The 15,011-nt window shown below is 67.9% G+C and carries 14 protein-coding genes and 1 other RNA gene; 6 read left to right on the top strand and 9 right to left on the bottom strand.

Annotated elements, in window-relative coordinates; all coding sequences use genetic code 11:
* The 7 genes from mraY to mraZ are packed head-to-tail and all read right to left on the bottom strand — an operon-like array spanning position 1 to position 7,502.
* Positions 1 to 1,086, bottom strand: a complete 1,086-nt coding sequence (mraY, locus tag ARC63_RS20160) for a phospho-N-acetylmuramoyl-pentapeptide-transferase (RefSeq protein WP_010481929.1) — start codon at positions 1,084 to 1,086, stop codon at positions 1 to 3.
* Positions 1,076 to 2,470 (bottom strand): UDP-N-acetylmuramoyl-tripeptide--D-alanyl-D-alanine ligase, encoded by a 1,395-nt coding sequence (locus tag ARC63_RS20155; RefSeq protein ID WP_049411259.1) that lies wholly within the window; start codon positions 2,468 to 2,470, stop codon positions 1,076 to 1,078. The genes mraY and ARC63_RS20155 overlap by 11 nt, the downstream gene beginning before the upstream one ends.
* The gene (locus tag ARC63_RS20150; RefSeq protein ID WP_029379787.1) at positions 2,467 to 3,975 is read right to left on the bottom strand and encodes a UDP-N-acetylmuramoyl-L-alanyl-D-glutamate--2,6-diaminopimelate ligase; all 1,509 of its coding nucleotides are present in this window, start codon (positions 3,973 to 3,975) and stop codon (positions 2,467 to 2,469) included. The genes ARC63_RS20155 and ARC63_RS20150 overlap by 4 nt, the downstream gene beginning before the upstream one ends.
* Positions 3,972 to 5,816 (bottom strand): peptidoglycan D,D-transpeptidase FtsI family protein, encoded by a 1,845-nt coding sequence (locus ARC63_RS20145; RefSeq protein ID WP_043397940.1) that lies wholly within the window; start codon positions 5,814 to 5,816, stop codon positions 3,972 to 3,974. Before ARC63_RS20145 ends, ARC63_RS20150 begins: the two co-directional genes overlap by 4 nt.
* The gene (gene ftsL, locus ARC63_RS20140) at positions 5,813 to 6,076 is read right to left on the bottom strand and encodes a cell division protein FtsL (protein ID WP_005412242.1); all 264 of its coding nucleotides are present in this window, start codon (positions 6,074 to 6,076) and stop codon (positions 5,813 to 5,815) included. The genes ARC63_RS20145 and ftsL overlap by 4 nt, the downstream gene beginning before the upstream one ends.
* A complete protein-coding gene (rsmH, locus tag ARC63_RS20135) occupies positions 6,073 to 7,041 on the bottom strand; it encodes a 16S rRNA (cytosine(1402)-N(4))-methyltransferase RsmH (protein ID WP_010481940.1) in 969 nt (322 codons plus the stop codon). The genes ftsL and rsmH overlap by 4 nt, the downstream gene beginning before the upstream one ends.
* A 14-nt stretch (positions 7,042 to 7,055) precedes the next feature.
* The gene (gene mraZ, locus ARC63_RS20130; RefSeq protein ID WP_004143635.1) at positions 7,056 to 7,502 is read right to left on the bottom strand and encodes a division/cell wall cluster transcriptional repressor MraZ; all 447 of its coding nucleotides are present in this window, start codon (positions 7,500 to 7,502) and stop codon (positions 7,056 to 7,058) included.
* 323 nt (positions 7,503 to 7,825) lie between these two features.
* On the opposite strand from mraZ, the gene ARC63_RS20125 reads away from it, so the two are divergent.
* Together ARC63_RS20125 and ARC63_RS20120 are read left to right on the top strand one after the other, a co-directional pair.
* Positions 7,826 to 8,578 (top strand): NRDE family protein, encoded by a 753-nt coding sequence (locus ARC63_RS20125; RefSeq protein ID WP_043397934.1) that lies wholly within the window; start codon positions 7,826 to 7,828, stop codon positions 8,576 to 8,578.
* Between the two features lie 101 nt (positions 8,579 to 8,679).
* Positions 8,680 to 9,159, top strand: a complete 480-nt coding sequence (locus ARC63_RS20120) for a DM13 domain-containing protein (RefSeq protein ID WP_010481944.1) — start codon at positions 8,680 to 8,682, stop codon at positions 9,157 to 9,159.
* An 89-nt stretch (positions 9,160 to 9,248) separates the two neighbouring features.
* Here ARC63_RS20120 and rnpB read toward each other — a convergent pair.
* Positions 9,249 to 9,600: RNase P RNA component class A (gene rnpB / locus ARC63_RS20410), an RNA gene on the bottom strand.
* Between the two features lie 134 nt (positions 9,601 to 9,734).
* Complete coding sequence (rsmI, locus tag ARC63_RS20115; RefSeq protein WP_005412235.1) at positions 9,735 to 10,553, bottom strand: 16S rRNA (cytidine(1402)-2'-O)-methyltransferase; 819 nt, start codon at positions 10,551 to 10,553, stop codon at positions 9,735 to 9,737.
* A gap of 81 nt (positions 10,554 to 10,634) precedes the next feature.
* On the opposite strand from rsmI, the gene ARC63_RS20110 reads away from it, so the two are divergent.
* From ARC63_RS20110 to ARC63_RS20095, 4 genes are all read left to right on the top strand, one after another.
* On the top strand, positions 10,635 to 12,356 hold the full coding sequence (locus ARC63_RS20110; RefSeq protein WP_057504230.1) for a penicillin-binding protein activator: 1,722 nt from the start codon (positions 10,635 to 10,637) through the stop codon (positions 12,354 to 12,356).
* Positions 12,346 to 12,714 carry a YraN family protein gene (locus tag ARC63_RS20105; protein WP_181299171.1) on the top strand — a complete coding sequence of 123 codons (369 nt, stop codon included), beginning with the start codon at positions 12,346 to 12,348 and terminating at the stop codon, positions 12,712 to 12,714. Before ARC63_RS20110 ends, ARC63_RS20105 begins: the two co-directional genes overlap by 11 nt.
* Positions 12,715 to 12,824: 110 nt before the next feature.
* Positions 12,825 to 13,469, top strand: a complete 645-nt coding sequence (locus tag ARC63_RS20100) for a metal-dependent hydrolase (protein ID WP_057504228.1) — start codon at positions 12,825 to 12,827, stop codon at positions 13,467 to 13,469.
* Positions 13,466 to 14,851, top strand: coding sequence for an FAD-binding oxidoreductase (locus ARC63_RS20095; protein ID WP_057504227.1), 1,386 nt, complete (start codon positions 13,466 to 13,468; stop codon positions 14,849 to 14,851). Before ARC63_RS20100 ends, ARC63_RS20095 begins: the two co-directional genes overlap by 4 nt.
* Positions 14,852 to 15,011 lie beyond the last annotated feature (160 nt).

Genomic DNA, 15,011 nt, shown 5'->3' with positions numbered 1-15,011 from the left:
TCAGCGCACCTTCAACGTGGCCAGGCCGATCAGCACGAGCACGACGGAGATGATCCAGAAGCGCACGATCACGCGCGGCTCCGGCCAGCCCTTCAGTTCGAAGTGGTGATGGATCGGCGCCATGCGGAACACGCGCTTGCCGGTCAGCTTGAACGAGGCGACCTGGATCATCACCGACAGCGTTTCGATGACGAACACGCCGCCCATGATCACCAGCACCAGTTCCTGGCGGGTGATCACCGCGATCGTGCCCAGCACCGCACCCAGCGCCAGTGCACCGATGTCGCCCATGAACACCATGGCCGGATAGGTGTTGAACCACAGGAAGCCGAGGCCCGCACCGGCGATGGCCGCGCAGATGATGACCAGCTCGCCGGCGCCCGGGATCTGCGGGATCTGCAGGTAGTTGGCGAACACCACGTTGCCCGAGGCGTAGGCGAACACACCCAGCGCGCAGGCCACCAGCACGGTCGGCATGATCGCCAGGCCGTCCAGGCCGTCGGTCAGGTTCACCGCGTTGGAGAAACCGACGATCCAGAAGTAGGCGATGGCCACGAAGCCGATGCCGGCCAGCGGCAGCGCGATCGACTTGAACATCGGGATGTAGAAGGTCAGCGCCGCCGGCACGTCGGCCGTGTAGAACAGGAACAGGCCCGCGGCCAGGCCGAAGATCGACTGCAGCAGGTACTTCCAGCGCGACTTCAGGCCGTTCGGGTCGCGGCGGACGATCTTGATCCAGTCGTCATACCAGCCGATGGCGCCGAAGCACAGCATCACCGCCAGCACCAGCCACACGTAGCGGTTGCGCAGGTCAGCCCACATCAGCACCGACAGTGTGATGGTGAGCAGGATCAGCGAACCGCCCATGGTCGGTGTGCCGGCCTTGGAGAAATGGGTCTGCGGACCGTCCTTGCGGATCGGCTGGCCGCCCTTGAACTGGGCAAGCTTGCGGATCATCGCCGGGCCGAGCCACAGCGACAGGAACAGGGCCGTCAGCGCGGCAAGGATGGCGCGGAACGTCTGGTAGTTGAACAGCCCGAACAGGCTCTCCAACTGCTGCAACCATCGAGCCAGTTCATACAACATGCGGGGATTCCTCTCCTTGCGCCAGCAGCGCTTTGACAATCGTGTCCATGGCGCTGCCACGGGAACCCTTGACCAGGCAGCGCACGCCGGCGTGCAGCTCGTCCTTCAGCGCCTGCGACAGCGCGTCATGGGTGGCGAAATGACGGCCGCCTTCGCCGAAGGCGGTGGCGGCAGCGGCGCTGAGCGGGCCCAGCGCATACAGGCGCTTGAGGCCAGCAGCGCGCGCGCGGAGCCCCGCCTGCGCGTGCAGTGCTTCAGCGTCCGGCCCCAGCTCGCGCATGTCGCCCAGCACCAGCCAGCCCTCTTCCGGGGCTGCGGCCAGGGCATCGATGGCCGCAGCCAGCGAGCCGGGATTGGCGTTGTAGCTGTCATCCACCAGCACCGCGCCGTTGCGCAGCTGATGGGCGATCTGCCGACCCGGCACCGGCTGTGCCTCGGCCAGGCCGGCGGCAATCAGCGCGAGATCGACACCGGCGGCCAGCGCCAGGCTGGCCGCGGCCAGTGCATTGCTGACGTTGTGGCGCCCCGGCAGGCCGAGCACCACGCGGGCTTCACCGGCCGGCGAAACCAGGGTGAACTGGCTGCCCTGCGCACCGGCGCGGATGTCGCGCGCGGTCACGTCGGCGGTATGTTCCAGGCCATAGCGCAGCACGCGGCAGCGCGGCGGAGTGCCGACGAAATGCTGTTCGAACCAGCGGCCGTAGGCATCGTCGGCGTTGATCACCGCCACACCATCGGCCGGCAATGCGGCATAGATCGCGCCCTTGGTCACTGCCACGCCGAGCAGGCTGCCCATGCGTTCCAGATGGGCCGGGGCGATGTTGTTGACCAGCGCATAGCGCGGGCGGGCGATATCGGTCAGGTAGGCGATGTCACCCGGCTTGCCAGCGCCCATCTCGTAGACGGCGTAGTCGGCATCTTCCGGCGCATCGATCACCGCCAGCGGCAGGCCGATCTCGTTGTTGCGGTTGCCCGGGTTGGCGTAGACCACCTTGTGCGCATGCTGTGCCACCTGCTGCAGGATCGACAGCAGCAGGCTCTTCACGCTGGTCTTGCCGTTGCTGCCGGTGATCGCGAACACCTCGGTGCCGCGGTCACGCTGCATGCCGGTGGCGATCTTCGCCAGCGCCAGTTCACTGTCGGCCACCAGCACCTGCGGCAGCTCGATCGGCAGCAGGCGCTCGACCAGCAGCGCACTGGCACCGCGCGCCTGTGCGTCGGCGGCGAAATCATGGCCGTCAAAACGCTCGCCGCGCAGCGCCACATACAGGCTGCCCGGACCGAGGCTGCGGGTGTCATGGCTGACCGCATCGATGGCCACGTCGTCGCCGTGGATCTCGCCGCCGGCCCAGTGTGCGATCAGCGAAAGCAGGGTGCGCTTCATGCGATGCCCTCCCCGGCCTGCGAGCTCAGAACACCGGCCTTGGCAGCCAACGCAGCGGCGGCCACTTCGGTGTCGTCGAAGTCATGGCGTACGCCATTTACTTCCTGGTATGGCTCGTGGCCCTTGCCGGCAATCAGGATGATGTCGCCGGCACCGGCGCGCTTCACCGCCAGGCCGATCGCACGCGCGCGGCTGCGCTGCACGGTCACGGCATCGGCATTCTGGAAGCCCGCCAGGATATCGGCCACGATCACGTCGCCATCCTCGCCACGCGGGTTGTCGTCGGTGACGATGACCTGGTTGGCCAGGCGCTCGGCGATCGCGGCCATCTGAGGACGCTTGCCGGTATCGCGCTCGCCACCGCAGCCAAAAACGCAGAACAGCGCGCCGTGCAGGTGGCCGTGCAGGCTGTCCAATGCCTGTTCCAGCGCGTCCGGGGTATGTGCGTAATCGACCACCACGGTCGGCAGGCCGTCTTCGCCGCCGAGGCGGTTCATGCGGCCGCGGATCGGCTGCAGCGCCGACAGCACTTCAGCGATGCGTGGCAGCGGCTGGCCCTGTGCATGCAGGGTTCCGGCCACGGCCAGCAGGTTGTCCACGTTGAACCGGCCCAGCAGCGGCGACTGCACCGCGGCACGTTGGCCGTCGATGACCAGTTCGAACGCAATGCCTCGGCCATCCAGCTGCAGCGCTTCAGCGCGCACGCTGGCATCGCTGGCACCACGCGAGCTCAGTCCGATCGGCTGCACGCCCGCCGGCAGGCCGGCAAACAGCTGGCGGCCGAAGGCGTCGTCAAGATTGATCACCGCAGCCTTCAGGCCCGGACGATGGAACAGCCGCGCCTTGGCCGCGCCGTAGCTGGCCATGTCGCCGTGGTAATCCAGATGATCGCGGGTGAGGTTGGTGAACACCGCCACGTCGTAATGCACGGCATCGACGCGGCCCTGGTCCAGCGCGTGCGAGCTGACTTCCATCGCCACCGCGCGCGCACCGGCGTCGCGCAGCTGCGCCAGCAGCGCGTGCATCTGCAGCACCAGCGGCGTAGTGAAACCGGTCGGTTCAACCGCACCATAAAGTCCGGCGCCCAGCGTGCCGATACTGCCACTGGGCGTGCCGAGCAGGTGCCAGGCCTGGGCCAGCAGCTGCACGGTGGAGGTCTTGCCGTTGGTGCCGGTCACGCCCACCATCGCCATCGCCCGCGACGGTGCGCCATGGAACTGGTCGGCCATCGCCCCCATGCGCGCACGCAGGCCCGGCACCGCGATCGCATCGGCCGGGGCCGGCAACTCGGCAGGGGCCGGCGGTTCGAACAGGATGGCGCCGGCGCCCGCCGCGCGGGCCTGCTCGACAAAGCCCAGGCCATGCGCGCCGAAACCGGCGATGGCGACGAAGGCATTGCCGGGGCGCACGGCGCGGCTGTCCAGCACCAGGCCGGTCAGAACGGGATCATGGCCCGCCAGGGCCACGTCCGGAAGCAACTGCGAAAGCAACATCGAAGGACTCATTGCGTGCCTCCCGTAGCGGGCGGCGTCTGGGCTTGCGCGCTGGGCAGCGCAGCGTCGAATTCAGCGGCGGCATCCACCGGCAGCGCAGCCTCTGCGGGCGGCGCAGGCAGGATCGAGGCCGAGTGGCCGACCTTGCCGGACTGCTGTGCGGCCAGCCACGACTGCAGGTCGTCCAGCGGCACGTCCATCAGGCGCAGAGTGCCTTCCATCACGTTGTGGTAGACCGGCGCCGACACCAGGCCGCCGTAGAACTTGCCGGCCTGCGGGTCGTTGATGACGATGACGGTGGCGAAGCGCGGGTTGGTGGCCGGCACCACGCCGGCGAACAGCGCGTTGTAGTGGCCGCGCTCGTAGCCGCCCGGACCGGCCTTTCGCGCGGTACCGGTCTTGCCGGCCACGCGGTAACCCAGCACCGCCGCCTGCTTGGCGCCGCCCTGGGTGACCACCGTTTCCATCATCGCCACCACCTGCTTGGCGACATTCTCGTCGATGATCTGCTGACCTTCATTGCGCTGGCCCTTGACGAAGGTCGGCGCGATCAGACGACCGCCGTTCGCCAGTGCCGAATAAGCCGTAGCGATCTGCAGCGGGGTGACGTTCAGGCCGTAGCCGTAGGACATCGTGGTCTTGGTGGTGCCCGACCAGCGCGCCGGGCGCAGCACCACGCCGCCGGATTCACCGGGGAAACCGCTATGCGGCACCGAGCCATAGCCGAAGCGGCGCACGCCGTCGTAGAACACCTGGTCCGGCATCTTCGCCGCAACCTTGGCCGCGCCCACGTTCGAACTGCGGGTGATCACGCCGGTCACGTTCAGCACGCCGTTGTTGCGCGGCACGTCGCGGATGGTGAAGCGACCCAGGGTCATGTAACCCGGGTTGGTATCGATGATGGTGTCCTTGGTCACCGCACCGGCCTGCAGCGCGGTGGCGATGGTCAGCGGCTTCATCGTCGAACCCGGCTCGACCAGATCGGTCACCGCACGGTTGCGGCGCGCATCGGGCAGCGCGCCGGTCAGCGAATTCGGGTTGTAGGTCGGCAGGTTGACCATGGCCAGGATCTCGCCGGTGGTCACGTCCATGATCACCATCGAACCGCCGGCCGCCTTGTTGGCCACCAGCGCGTTGCGCAGTTCCTTGAACGCCAGGTACTGGATGCGGCGATCGATGCTGAGGGTCAGGTCCTTGCCCGGTTCAGCAGCGCGCAGCAGATCGCTCTCGACGGTTTCGCCCTTGCGGTTGCGGATGACCCGCTTCGCACCGGCCTTGCCGCGCAGCCATTCGTCGAACGCCAGCTCCAGGCCTTCCTGGCCGCGGTCGTCAATGTTGGTGAAGCCCAGCACGTGCGCCATCGCTTCGCCCTGCGGGTAGAAGCGGCGGAACTCGCGCTGCGCGGCCACGCCCGGAATCTTCAGCGCGACCACCTTTTCTGCCTCGTCCGGATTGATCCGGCGACGCAGGTACATGAATTCCTTGTCCGACTTCTGCGACAGGCGGCTGCTCAGCTCATCCACCGACATGCCGACCGCCTGGGCCAGCTCCGGAATGCGCTCGGGCGAGCGCAGCAGGTCCTGCGGGTTGACCCAGATCGAGGCGACCGGCGTGGATACCGCCAGCGGCTCGCCATTGCGGTCGGTGATCATGCCGCGCGAGGTCTTGATCGGCAGTTCGCGCAGGTAGCGGGCCTCGCCCTGGCGCTGGTAGAAATCGCTGTTGACGATCTGCACGTAGGCGGCACGACCGACCAGCGACACCGAGCACAGGCCGAGCGCCAGCGCGACCCAGCGCAGGCGCTGGCGCAGGTTGAAGGCGTTGCGCGGGCGGTTGCGGCCGGTCTTGCTCATGGCCGCACCACCACGATGTCGGCGGCCTCGGGGAACTTCATGCCGAGCTTCTCGCGGGCGATGCGATCGACACGGTTGGCTTCGGCCAGGGTCGCCTGCTCCAGCTGCAGGCGGCCGAATTCCAGATTGATGTCATCGCGCTTGCGCTCGGCGCGCGACAACTCGATGAACGTCTGCCGGTGACGGTGACGCACGAACACGACGCCGATCGCCGAGGCCACGGTGGAAGCCAGCAGGATGATCAGCAGCAGCCGGCTCATGCATCGGCCTCCCGCTTCTGGGCCACGCGCAACACGGCGCTGCGGGCGCGCGGGTTGGCGGCCAGCTCTTCGTCGGTGGCCTTGATGGCACCGCCGATCAGGTCCAGCGTCGGCACGAACGCGACCGCCTCGGGCAGGCGGCGATTGGCCGGCGGCGCCTTGGCCAGGCGGTTCATGTACTGCTTGACGATGCGGTCTTCCAGCGAATGGAAGCTGATCACCGCCAGGCGGCCACCGGGCTTGAGCCGTTCCACCGCCGCATCGAGCCCGGCTTCCAGATCGGCCAGCTCGCGGTTGATGTGGATGCGGATGGCCTGGAAGCTGCGCGTGGCCGGGTGGATCTTGTCCTTGCCCCGCGGCATCACCGAGGCGATCAGCTCGGCCAGTTCGGCGGTGCGGGTGAACGGCTGCTTCTCGCGGCGGGCCACAATGGCACGGGCGATGCGGCGGCTCTGCCGCTCTTCGCCGTAGGTCCACAGCACGTCGGCAATCTCGCGGTCTTCGACGCGGTTGATCCACTGCGCGGCGCTTTCGCCGCTGTCCGGATCCATGCGCATGTCCAGCGGGCCGTCCTTGCCGAAGCTGAAGCCACGTTCGGCCACGTCCAGCTGCGGCGACGACACGCCCAGGTCGAACAGCACGCCGTCCAGGCCTTCGGCCGTCGCATCCCACTGCAGCAGCTGGGCGAAGCTGCCACGGAAGATGGACACGCGCGGGTCCGGCGCGAAATCGCGCTCGGCAACGGCAATGGCTTCCGGATCCTTGTCCATGACCAGCAGGCGCCCCTCGGGACCAAGCTGGGTGAGCACGCCACGTGCATGACCGCCACGACCGAACGTGCCATCCAGATAACGTCCGTTTTCGATCACCCTCAGGCCTTCGATGACCTGGGTGTACAGGACCGGCAGGTGCACCGCCGGCGACTGCGACACCGGAAGGTGACCGGCCTGCGCTTCTGGGCGCATCCGGGCACCCCGGCTCACAACTTCAGGTCGAGCAACCCATCACCCAGATCCTCGTCAGACAACGTCTGCTGGATCAGGGCCCGATGCGCCTGCTCGCTCCACAATTCGAACTTGTCGCCCATACCGAGCAATACCGCCTTCTTCTCAATGCCCACCGCACCGCGGTGGCTGGCGGGGATGCTGATGCGACCGTTGCCGTCGAGCTCCAGATGGGCGGCCGAGCCGACCAGCTTCTGCTGCAACAGGCGCACGACGCGCTGGGTGTTGGGCTTGGACATGACGTCGTCGCGGACCCGCTCCCATTCCGACTCTGCATACAGCCACAGGCAGCCGGCTTCGAACGGGTTGTAGGTCAGCACGAGACGGTTGTTGCTGGCGCGCGCGACGAGGTCGCGGTAAGCGGTGGGAACCGCCATGCGCCCTTTATCGTCAACTGTGATGGCCGTCTCGCCCTGGAACACGACGCGTGCACCTATCCTTCGCCCGGTGAAACATTGAACCACGAAAACCCACAAAACACCCGGATTTCCCTCTGATGTCCACCTTAGCAGCGGCCGAAGGGTTGTCAACAACTTTTCAGCGGGGAAATCGCCAGCCGCATCAATGGCTTGCAACAACCTTTAGAGAATTGTTCAAGGCTTATCCACAAGTTGCTGATCCGTCTCAATTTTTGAGATTGAACGGAAGTTCAGGGGTGTGGACAGAGCGTGAAACATCGCTCGCGCATTCATCCGGGACGGGCAGAAAGCGGCGCCAGACTGCGCAAACCGTGCACAATGAGGCCATGTGCCTGCTCGCTCTTGGCTGGATGCACCACCCGCGCTGGCGGCTGGTGATGACCGGCAACCGTGATGAGTTCCACGCCCGCCCGACGGCGGCGCTGGCCCCCTGGCAAGATGAGACCTCCGTCATCGGGGGGCGCGACCTGCGCTCCGGCGGCGGCTGGGCCGGCGTCGGTGCCGGTGGACGCATGGCCGTGGTCACCAATGTCCGCGACCCGCTGGCCGCCCAGACCGGTCCTTCACGGGGTGCGCTGGTGGCCGACTTCCTGCGCGGCCGCGACCCCGCCGCCGTGCATATCGACCGACTGGCAACGGTGGCCGGCGCCTACGCCCCATTCAACCTGCTGCTGGCCGACGGCCACAGCCTGGAGTTCCTGGGCAACCACCCTGCCGAGCGCCAGCGCCTGGGCCCGGGCGTGCATGGCATGTCCAACGGCGCGCTGGACGCGCCCTGGCCGAAGACCCGGCGGCTGATGGCTGCGCTTGAAGCCTGGTTCGAGGCCGGCGATGAGGACCTGACCCCGCTCTGGGCCGCCCTGGCGGACGAACATCGCCCCGCCGACAGCGACCTGCCCGACACCGGCATCGGACTGGAACGCGAGCGCTGGCTGAGCCCGGCCTTCATCCGCGGCGACGACTATGGCACCCGCGCCAGCACGGTGCTGCTGATCGATGCCGAAGGGCACGGGCAGATCCACGAGCGTCGCTTCGGCCCGCAGGGTGTCGCCCTCGGCCAGAGCCAGGTCGATTTCTGACCCTGTACCTGTTTTCTGTGTCTATAAATGTCTGCACGCACGCCACACGATGACCCGGCGCGGTTCTGCCGCGCGCCTCACCGATCCACAGGGAGTCATCGATGCGCCGTGTTCTCGTACTTGTCGTCACCCACCTGCTCGCCCTCGGCCTGGGCTTCGGCCTTGGCATCTACCTGCTGCCGATCCTGATCGCTCCCGACGACCCGCCGGTCGCGCAGGTACAGGCGGCGATGGGCGACGCCCGTTACCACACCACTTTCCGTCGCGACCTCAAGGGCAGCGACGCCGTGCACTGGGCCGACGGCAAGGTCAGCGTCAGCCCGCGCCAGGTCGCGTTCGACGGCAAGATGGGCCCGGGGCCGGACTACAAGGTCTACCTCGTGCGCGACTTCGTCGACAACAAGGCCGATTTCCTGAAGATCAAGGCACAGGCCCAGCGCATCGGCGAGGTGAAGACCTTCAACCGTTTCCTGGTGGACGTGCCTGAAAGCGTCAACGTGGACGATTACACCACCGTAGTGGTGTGGTGCGAACGGTTCGAGCAGTTCATTTCCGCCGGGCAGTACCGCACGCCGGGTTGAACAACATCCCAAGCATCTGGGCGGAGAGCAGCCGAGCATGGCTCGGCTCTACTGTAGAGCCGAGCCATGCTCGGCCTACCGTAAGAAAGAGGCGGAGCCGGCCGATAAGCCGGGTTCTGTCGTGGACAGTCATTCCTCTAGGCGTTACGTCACCGCAACGCTCAAGCAACCTACCCGGATCCAACGCGGGCCGCGCCAAAGGATCCCTATTTGGTCTTGCTCCAGGTGGGGTTTGCCGTGCCGGTCTGTTACCAGACTCGCGGTGCGCTCTTACCGCACCATTTCACCCTTACCGGCCTTCCGAAGAAGACGTAGGCGGTATCTTTCTGTTGCACTTTCCGTCGGCTTGCGCCGCCCAGGCGTTACCTGGCACCTTGCCCTATGGAGCCCGGACTTTCCTCGGCACCCCCGAAGGGATGACGCGACTGTCTGGCCGACTCCGCCAGCGCACATTCTAGCCTACGCACGTCCTTCCTGCCGTGCTGATCGCGGCATCCGGTTCATCCATCCACGCATGGCGTGGATCTATTGCCACCTCCGCTCTGATGGGTGCGGACCTTGGTCCGCACAATCCATCAACTGCCGTACAACGCCTTGCGCGGCGCGCCGGTCAGCTCGGCAGCCAGTTTCGCCGCGGTCGACGGCGGCAGATGCTCGCTCAACTTGGCGTAGACACGGCGGCCATGCGCCAACTGCGCTTCCTCATCGTCGCCGGCACCCTGCACCATCACCACGAACTCGCCCTTGCGCTGGTTCTCGTCGGCTTCCACTTTGGCCAGCAGCCCCGCCAGATCGCCATCGAGCACGGTCTCGAACAGCTTGGTCAGCTCGCGCGCCAGCACCGCCGGGCGCTCGCCGCCGAAGATCGCGGCCATGTCGGCCAGCGACTCGGCGATGCGGTGCGAGGATTCGTAGAACACCATCGTGCGCACTTCACCCGCCAGCGCCTGCAGCCGGTCGCGGCGGCCGCTGGCCTTGGCCGGCAGGAAACCTTCGAAGCTGAAGCGGTCGCTGGGCAGGCCGGCTACGCTCAGCGCGGCGATGGCGGCACAGGCCCCCGGGATCGGGCTGACCTTGATGCCGGCCGCGCGCGCGGCACGCACCAGGCGGAAACCGGGGTCACTGACCAGCGGGGTGCCGGCATCGCTGACCAGCGCCAGCGACTCACCGGCCTGCAGGCGCGACACCAAGCGCTGCGCCAGGGCCTCTTCATTGTGTTCATGCAGGGCCACCAGCGGCTGCTGGATGCCGAAATGGGACAGCAACTGGCCGCTGCGGCGGGTGTCCTCGGCACAGATGGCCGCCACCGAACGCAGCACCTCCTGCGCGCGCGGGCTCAGATCGGCCAGATTGCCGATCGGGGTGGCGACGACGTACAGGGTTGGGACACTCATTTCAGCGGTACTCACGGGGCAAGGGTAGAATCGTAGCGTGTACCCGGCCAAGGCCGCTGCCCTCATCGCATGGACCCGATCATGAACAAGCCCGCCGCACGGATCTCCGCCCTGTCGCTGTCGCTGATGCTGCTGGCCGGCTGTGCCACCACCAGCCTGACCAGCGCGCCCGAATCGCCGGCCCAGAGCCAGGCGCTGGCGCTGATCGAACAAGGCAAACCGCGCGACGCCGCCCTGCAGCTGGAAGCGCTGGCCGCAACCCTGAAAGGTGGCGCCCGCAGCAACGCCTTGGCCGATGCCGCCTGGGCCTGGCACCTGGCCGGCGACAGTGCCCGCGCGCGCAGCCTGCTTGGCCAGCTCACCGCCCGCCAGCTGTCCGGCACCAGCCTGCAGCGCTACCAGCTGACCGGCGCCGAGCTGGCACTGGCCGACAAGCAGCCGGCGCAGGCCCTGGCCCTGCTGAAGGAACAGGGCGACAACGTCTTCCCCGCGCTGCGCACGCGCTGGCACGTAGCCCGCGCCAACGCGCTGCAGGGCACCGGCGATGCCTTCGGTGCCGCCACCGAGCGCGCCCGCGCCCACGCCAGCCTGACCGGCAGCGCACGCAGCGAGAACCAGGCCGCCATCGCCGGTCTGCTCGGTACGCTTGACGATGCCACCCTGCGCAGCCGTGCCGCCGCGCTGCCGGCCAACGACCCGCTGTACAACTTCGCCGGCCGCGCACTGATCGCGCGCGGCCTGCCGCTGCCGCGCCCGTTCGACCGCGATGGCGCCGCCCAGTTCGATACCAGCAAGCGCCCGCCGGCCATGAGCGACGGCTACCGTCCGCCGGCCAAGCTGGCCGTGCTGCTGCCGCTCAGCGGCCGCCTGGCCACCGCCGCGCAGCCGGTGCGTGATGGCCTGCTGGCCGCGTACTACGGCGAGACCCGCCGCCGCCCGGACATCAACTTCATCGACACCGCCGGTACCCCGGCCGGTGCGCTGGCCGCCTATGACAAGGCCGTCGCCTCCGGCGCCGACTTCGTGGTCGGCCCGCTGGGCCGCGACGAAGTGGATGCGGTCTATGGCCGCCAGCAGCTGCAGGTGCCGGTGCTGGCCCTGAACCGTGGCAAGGACGCGCCGCCGGCCGGCAGCGCCGGCTTCTCGCTGGCACCTGAAGACGACGGCATCGTCGCTGCCGAATACCTGCGTGGCCGCGAGCGCGGCAAGGCGTTGGTGATCAACAGCGCCGACGATACCGGCCGCCGTGCCGCCGCCGCCTTCGCCCAGCGCTTCGCTCAGCGTGGTGGCCAGGTGGTGGCCACCGTCGGCGTCAGCGACGCGGTTGGCGATGTCGGCGGGCAGGTGCGCAATGCCGGCCAGGTCGATGCCGTGTTCCTCGCCGTGCGCGCGCCGCAGGCCCGCCTGCTGGCGCCGCAGCTGGCGCTGGCCGGTGCCGGTGGCGCCACCCGCGTGGGCACCTCGCAGCTGACCGTCGGCAGCGGCAAGGTGGAAGAAGACGTGGCGCTGGACGGCATCGTCTACCCGAACGAAGCCTGGAACGTGCGCAGCGTGTCCGGCCTGCCCTCGGCCAGCCAGGTCGCCAGCACCCTGCCCAGCGCACGCGGTGCCGCCGGCCGCCTGTTCGCCTTCGGCGCCGATGCCTGGAAGATCACCGCCTACCTGGACAAGCTGTCCAACGAAGGCGGCCTGGACGGCGCCACCGGCACCCTGTTCCTGGACAGCAACGGCAACATCCTGCGCCAGCCGGCCTGGTCCACCTTCAATGGCGGCCGGCCGATGCCGATCGTCGGTGGTCGCTGAGCGCAGCCAACGGGGCTCGGCGGTGGAAGCCGCCGCCGAGCGGCATCTGCAACAGGCCGGACTGCAGCCGCGTGCGCGCAACGTGCGTTATCGCGGCGGTGAACTGGACCTGGTGATGGACGACGCCGGCACCGTGGTGTTCGTGGAAGTGCGTTACCGCGCGCGATCCGATTTCGGTGGCGGTGCGGCCTCAGTGGATGTGCGCAAGTGTCGACGCCTGGCGCATGCCGCGTTGTTGTACCTGCAGGACCATCCCGCGCTTGCCGATGCGCCCTGCCGTTTCGATGTGGTGGAAGCCACGGGTGAACCGCCGCAGTTGAACTGGCTGCGCGATGCGTTCCGGCTGGATGATTGCTGATGGGTACCGTCCGCTCTGGTAGAGGCCGACCTTGGTCGGCGCTTCTGTGCCAACCAAGGTTGGCACCTACCAGCGCGCAGCCTGGCCGGCACGACCATGGTGCGTGACTGATGCCTTCGATCATCACCCATGCCGCTGTGCCTTTGGCGCTGTGGTGCGCCGCGGATCGTGGCCGCATTCCGGCATGGCTGCTGGCTGCCGGTGTGGTCGCCGCGATGCTGCCAGATGCCGACGTGCTGGCCTTTGCCCTGCACATTCCCTATGCCGATGCGTTCGGCCATCGCGGTGCCAGCCATTCGTTGTTGATTGCCTGCGTGCTGGCCGCGTTGGCCGCGGTGTGGGCGTTCTTTGGTAGCGGCCGGCCTTGGTCGGCACCACACAGCTCCAGTAGTCGCCGACCTTGGTCGGCGGTTTCGTGCCAACCAAGGTTGGCACCTACCCAGCGAGGGCCAACGTTGGCGTCCACCGTACAGGCGGCGGTGTTCGTCTTCATCTGCGCCGCCAGCCATCCCCTGCTCGACGCAATGACCTCCGGTGGCCTCGGCGTAGCCCTCGCCTGGCCGTGGAGCGAACAGCGCTTCTTCGCCCCGTGGCGGCCGATCCGCGTTTCACCGTTTGCGCCGCAGTTCTTCAGCGCGCGCGGCATCGCCACCCTGTTCTCTGAACTGCGCTGGGTATGGCTGCCGCTGGCCAGCGCCGTTGTTGCCTGGAAACTGATCCAACCCGCTCCTGCTGCCCCACGAGATCTGTCATGAGTACTGCCCTGCCCGCCGCATTGATTGCCGAACTGTCTGCCCTGCTGGGAGCGGAGGGCTGGCGCATGGATGACAACGCGCTGGAGGCGAACGCGCAGGACAATTCCTGGCGCCACCAGCGCCCCGCTGCCGTCGCGCTGCCCGCCAGCGTCGAACAGGTGCAGGCACTGGTGCGCGCCTGCCGTGCACATCACGTCGCGCTGGTCGCGCGCGGCGCGGGCACCGGCACCACCGGTGCAGCCGTGCCGTTGCCGGGCAGCATCGTGCTGTCGTTCACCCGCATGGACCGCATCGTGGAGATCCGTGCCGGTGATCGCTGCGCCGTGGTGCAGCCCGGCGTGCTCAATGGAACGCTGCAGCAGGCGCTGGCGCCACATGGCCTGTTCTGGGCGCCGGACCCATCCAGCGCGGAGATCTGCAGCGTGGGTGGCAACCTGGCCTGCAACGCCGGTGGCCCGCGCGCGGTGAAGTACGGCACCAGCCGCGACAACGTGCTGGGCCTGGTCGCGGTCACTGGCACCGGCGAGGTGATCCGCTGCGGTGGCGCCTACACCAAGGACTCCACAGGCTACGACCTCACCCACCTGCTGGTGGGCAGCGAAGGCACGCTGGCGCTGATCGTGGAAGCCACCCTCAAGCTGACCCCACTGCCGGTCAGCCAGGCCGGCCTGCGCGTGCTGTACCGCGACGCCGATGCGGCGGCCGCTGCGGTGTCACGCCTGATGTCGCAGCCGGTGGTGCCCACGCGCCTGGAATTCATGGACGCCCGCAGCCTGGAGCTGCTGCGCCTCAATGGTGCCGAGGTACCCGAGGCGGGCGCGATGCTGCTGGTCGAAGCCGATGGTGACCACGATACCCTGCCCTACCTGCTGCAGGCACTGGCCAGCGCCGCCGAAGGCGACGGCATGATCGAACTGGACGTGGCGATGGAAGGCCGCGCGCGCGACCAGCTATGGGCCGCACGCAAGGCCTTGTCGCCCGCACTGCGTACCGTCGCGCCCGGCAAGATCAATGAAGACGTGGTGGTACCGGTGTCGCGCATTCCGGAACTGGTGGCTGGCGTGCAGGCATTGGCACGCGAGTACGCGCTGACCATCGTCACCTTCGGTCATGCCGGCAACGGCAACCTGCACGTCAACATTCTTTACCACCCGGACGATGCCGACGAGAACGCACGCGCGCATGCCGCGCTGCCGAAGATCTTCGAACTGACGCTGTCCCTGGGCGGCACGTTGTCCGGTGAGCATGGCATTGGTCTGGCCAAGCGCGATTTCATGGCGCAGGCGTTCAGCCCGGCCACGCTGGTGACGATGCGCGCGATCAAGACCGCGCTGGACCCGGATGGCATTCTCAACCCGGGCAAGGTGCTGCCGCCGGTGTGATGCTGGCCGGGCATGAACCGGCGCTACCAAGGCGTGCACCTGTAGAGCCGAGCCCACGCTCGGCTGCTCTTCGTTCAGATCACGATGCACCCGCGCTTCGCGCGGTGAGCCGAGCGTGGGCTCGGCTCTACAGGGGTCCGCGTGCCGACCCCGGCATTGC

Source organism: Stenotrophomonas geniculata ATCC 19374 = JCM 13324, assembly GCF_001431625.1.
Lineage (GTDB): Bacteria > Pseudomonadota > Gammaproteobacteria > Xanthomonadales > Xanthomonadaceae > Stenotrophomonas > Stenotrophomonas geniculata.
Note: the sequence above shows the minus strand (reverse complement) of the source record. Positions and strands in the feature narration are given on the sequence as shown.

Excerpts from the sequence above, each read along its gene's own strand:
- ARC63_RS20150 (WP_029379787.1), bottom strand. The coding sequence starts at position 3,975 with ATGAGTCCTTCGATGTTGCTTTCGCAGTTGCTTCCGGACGTGGCCCTG.
- ARC63_RS20110 (WP_057504230.1), top strand. The coding sequence starts at position 10,635 with ATGAACAAGCCCGCCGCACGGATCTCCGCCCTGTCGCTGTCGCTGATG.
- mraY (WP_010481929.1), bottom strand. The coding sequence starts at position 1,086 with ATGTTGTATGAACTGGCTCGATGGTTGCAGCAGTTGGAGAGCCTGTTC.
- ARC63_RS20155 (WP_049411259.1), bottom strand. The coding sequence starts at position 2,470 with ATGAAGCGCACCCTGCTTTCGCTGATCGCACACTGGGCCGGCGGCGAG.
- ARC63_RS20145 (WP_043397940.1), bottom strand. The coding sequence starts at position 5,816 with ATGAGCAAGACCGGCCGCAACCGCCCGCGCAACGCCTTCAACCTGCGC.
- ftsL (WP_005412242.1), bottom strand. The coding sequence starts at position 6,076 with ATGAGCCGGCTGCTGCTGATCATCCTGCTGGCTTCCACCGTGGCCTCG.
- ARC63_RS20120 (WP_010481944.1), top strand. The coding sequence starts at position 8,680 with ATGCGCCGTGTTCTCGTACTTGTCGTCACCCACCTGCTCGCCCTCGGC.
- ARC63_RS20100 (WP_057504228.1), top strand. The coding sequence starts at position 12,825 with ATGCCTTCGATCATCACCCATGCCGCTGTGCCTTTGGCGCTGTGGTGC.
- ARC63_RS20125 (WP_043397934.1), top strand. The coding sequence starts at position 7,826 with ATGTGCCTGCTCGCTCTTGGCTGGATGCACCACCCGCGCTGGCGGCTG.
- rsmI (WP_005412235.1), bottom strand. The coding sequence starts at position 10,553 with ATGAGTGTCCCAACCCTGTACGTCGTCGCCACCCCGATCGGCAATCTG.
- ARC63_RS20095 (WP_057504227.1), top strand. The coding sequence starts at position 13,466 with ATGAGTACTGCCCTGCCCGCCGCATTGATTGCCGAACTGTCTGCCCTG.
- rsmH (WP_010481940.1), bottom strand. The coding sequence starts at position 7,041 with ATGCGCCCAGAAGCGCAGGCCGGTCACCTTCCGGTGTCGCAGTCGCCG.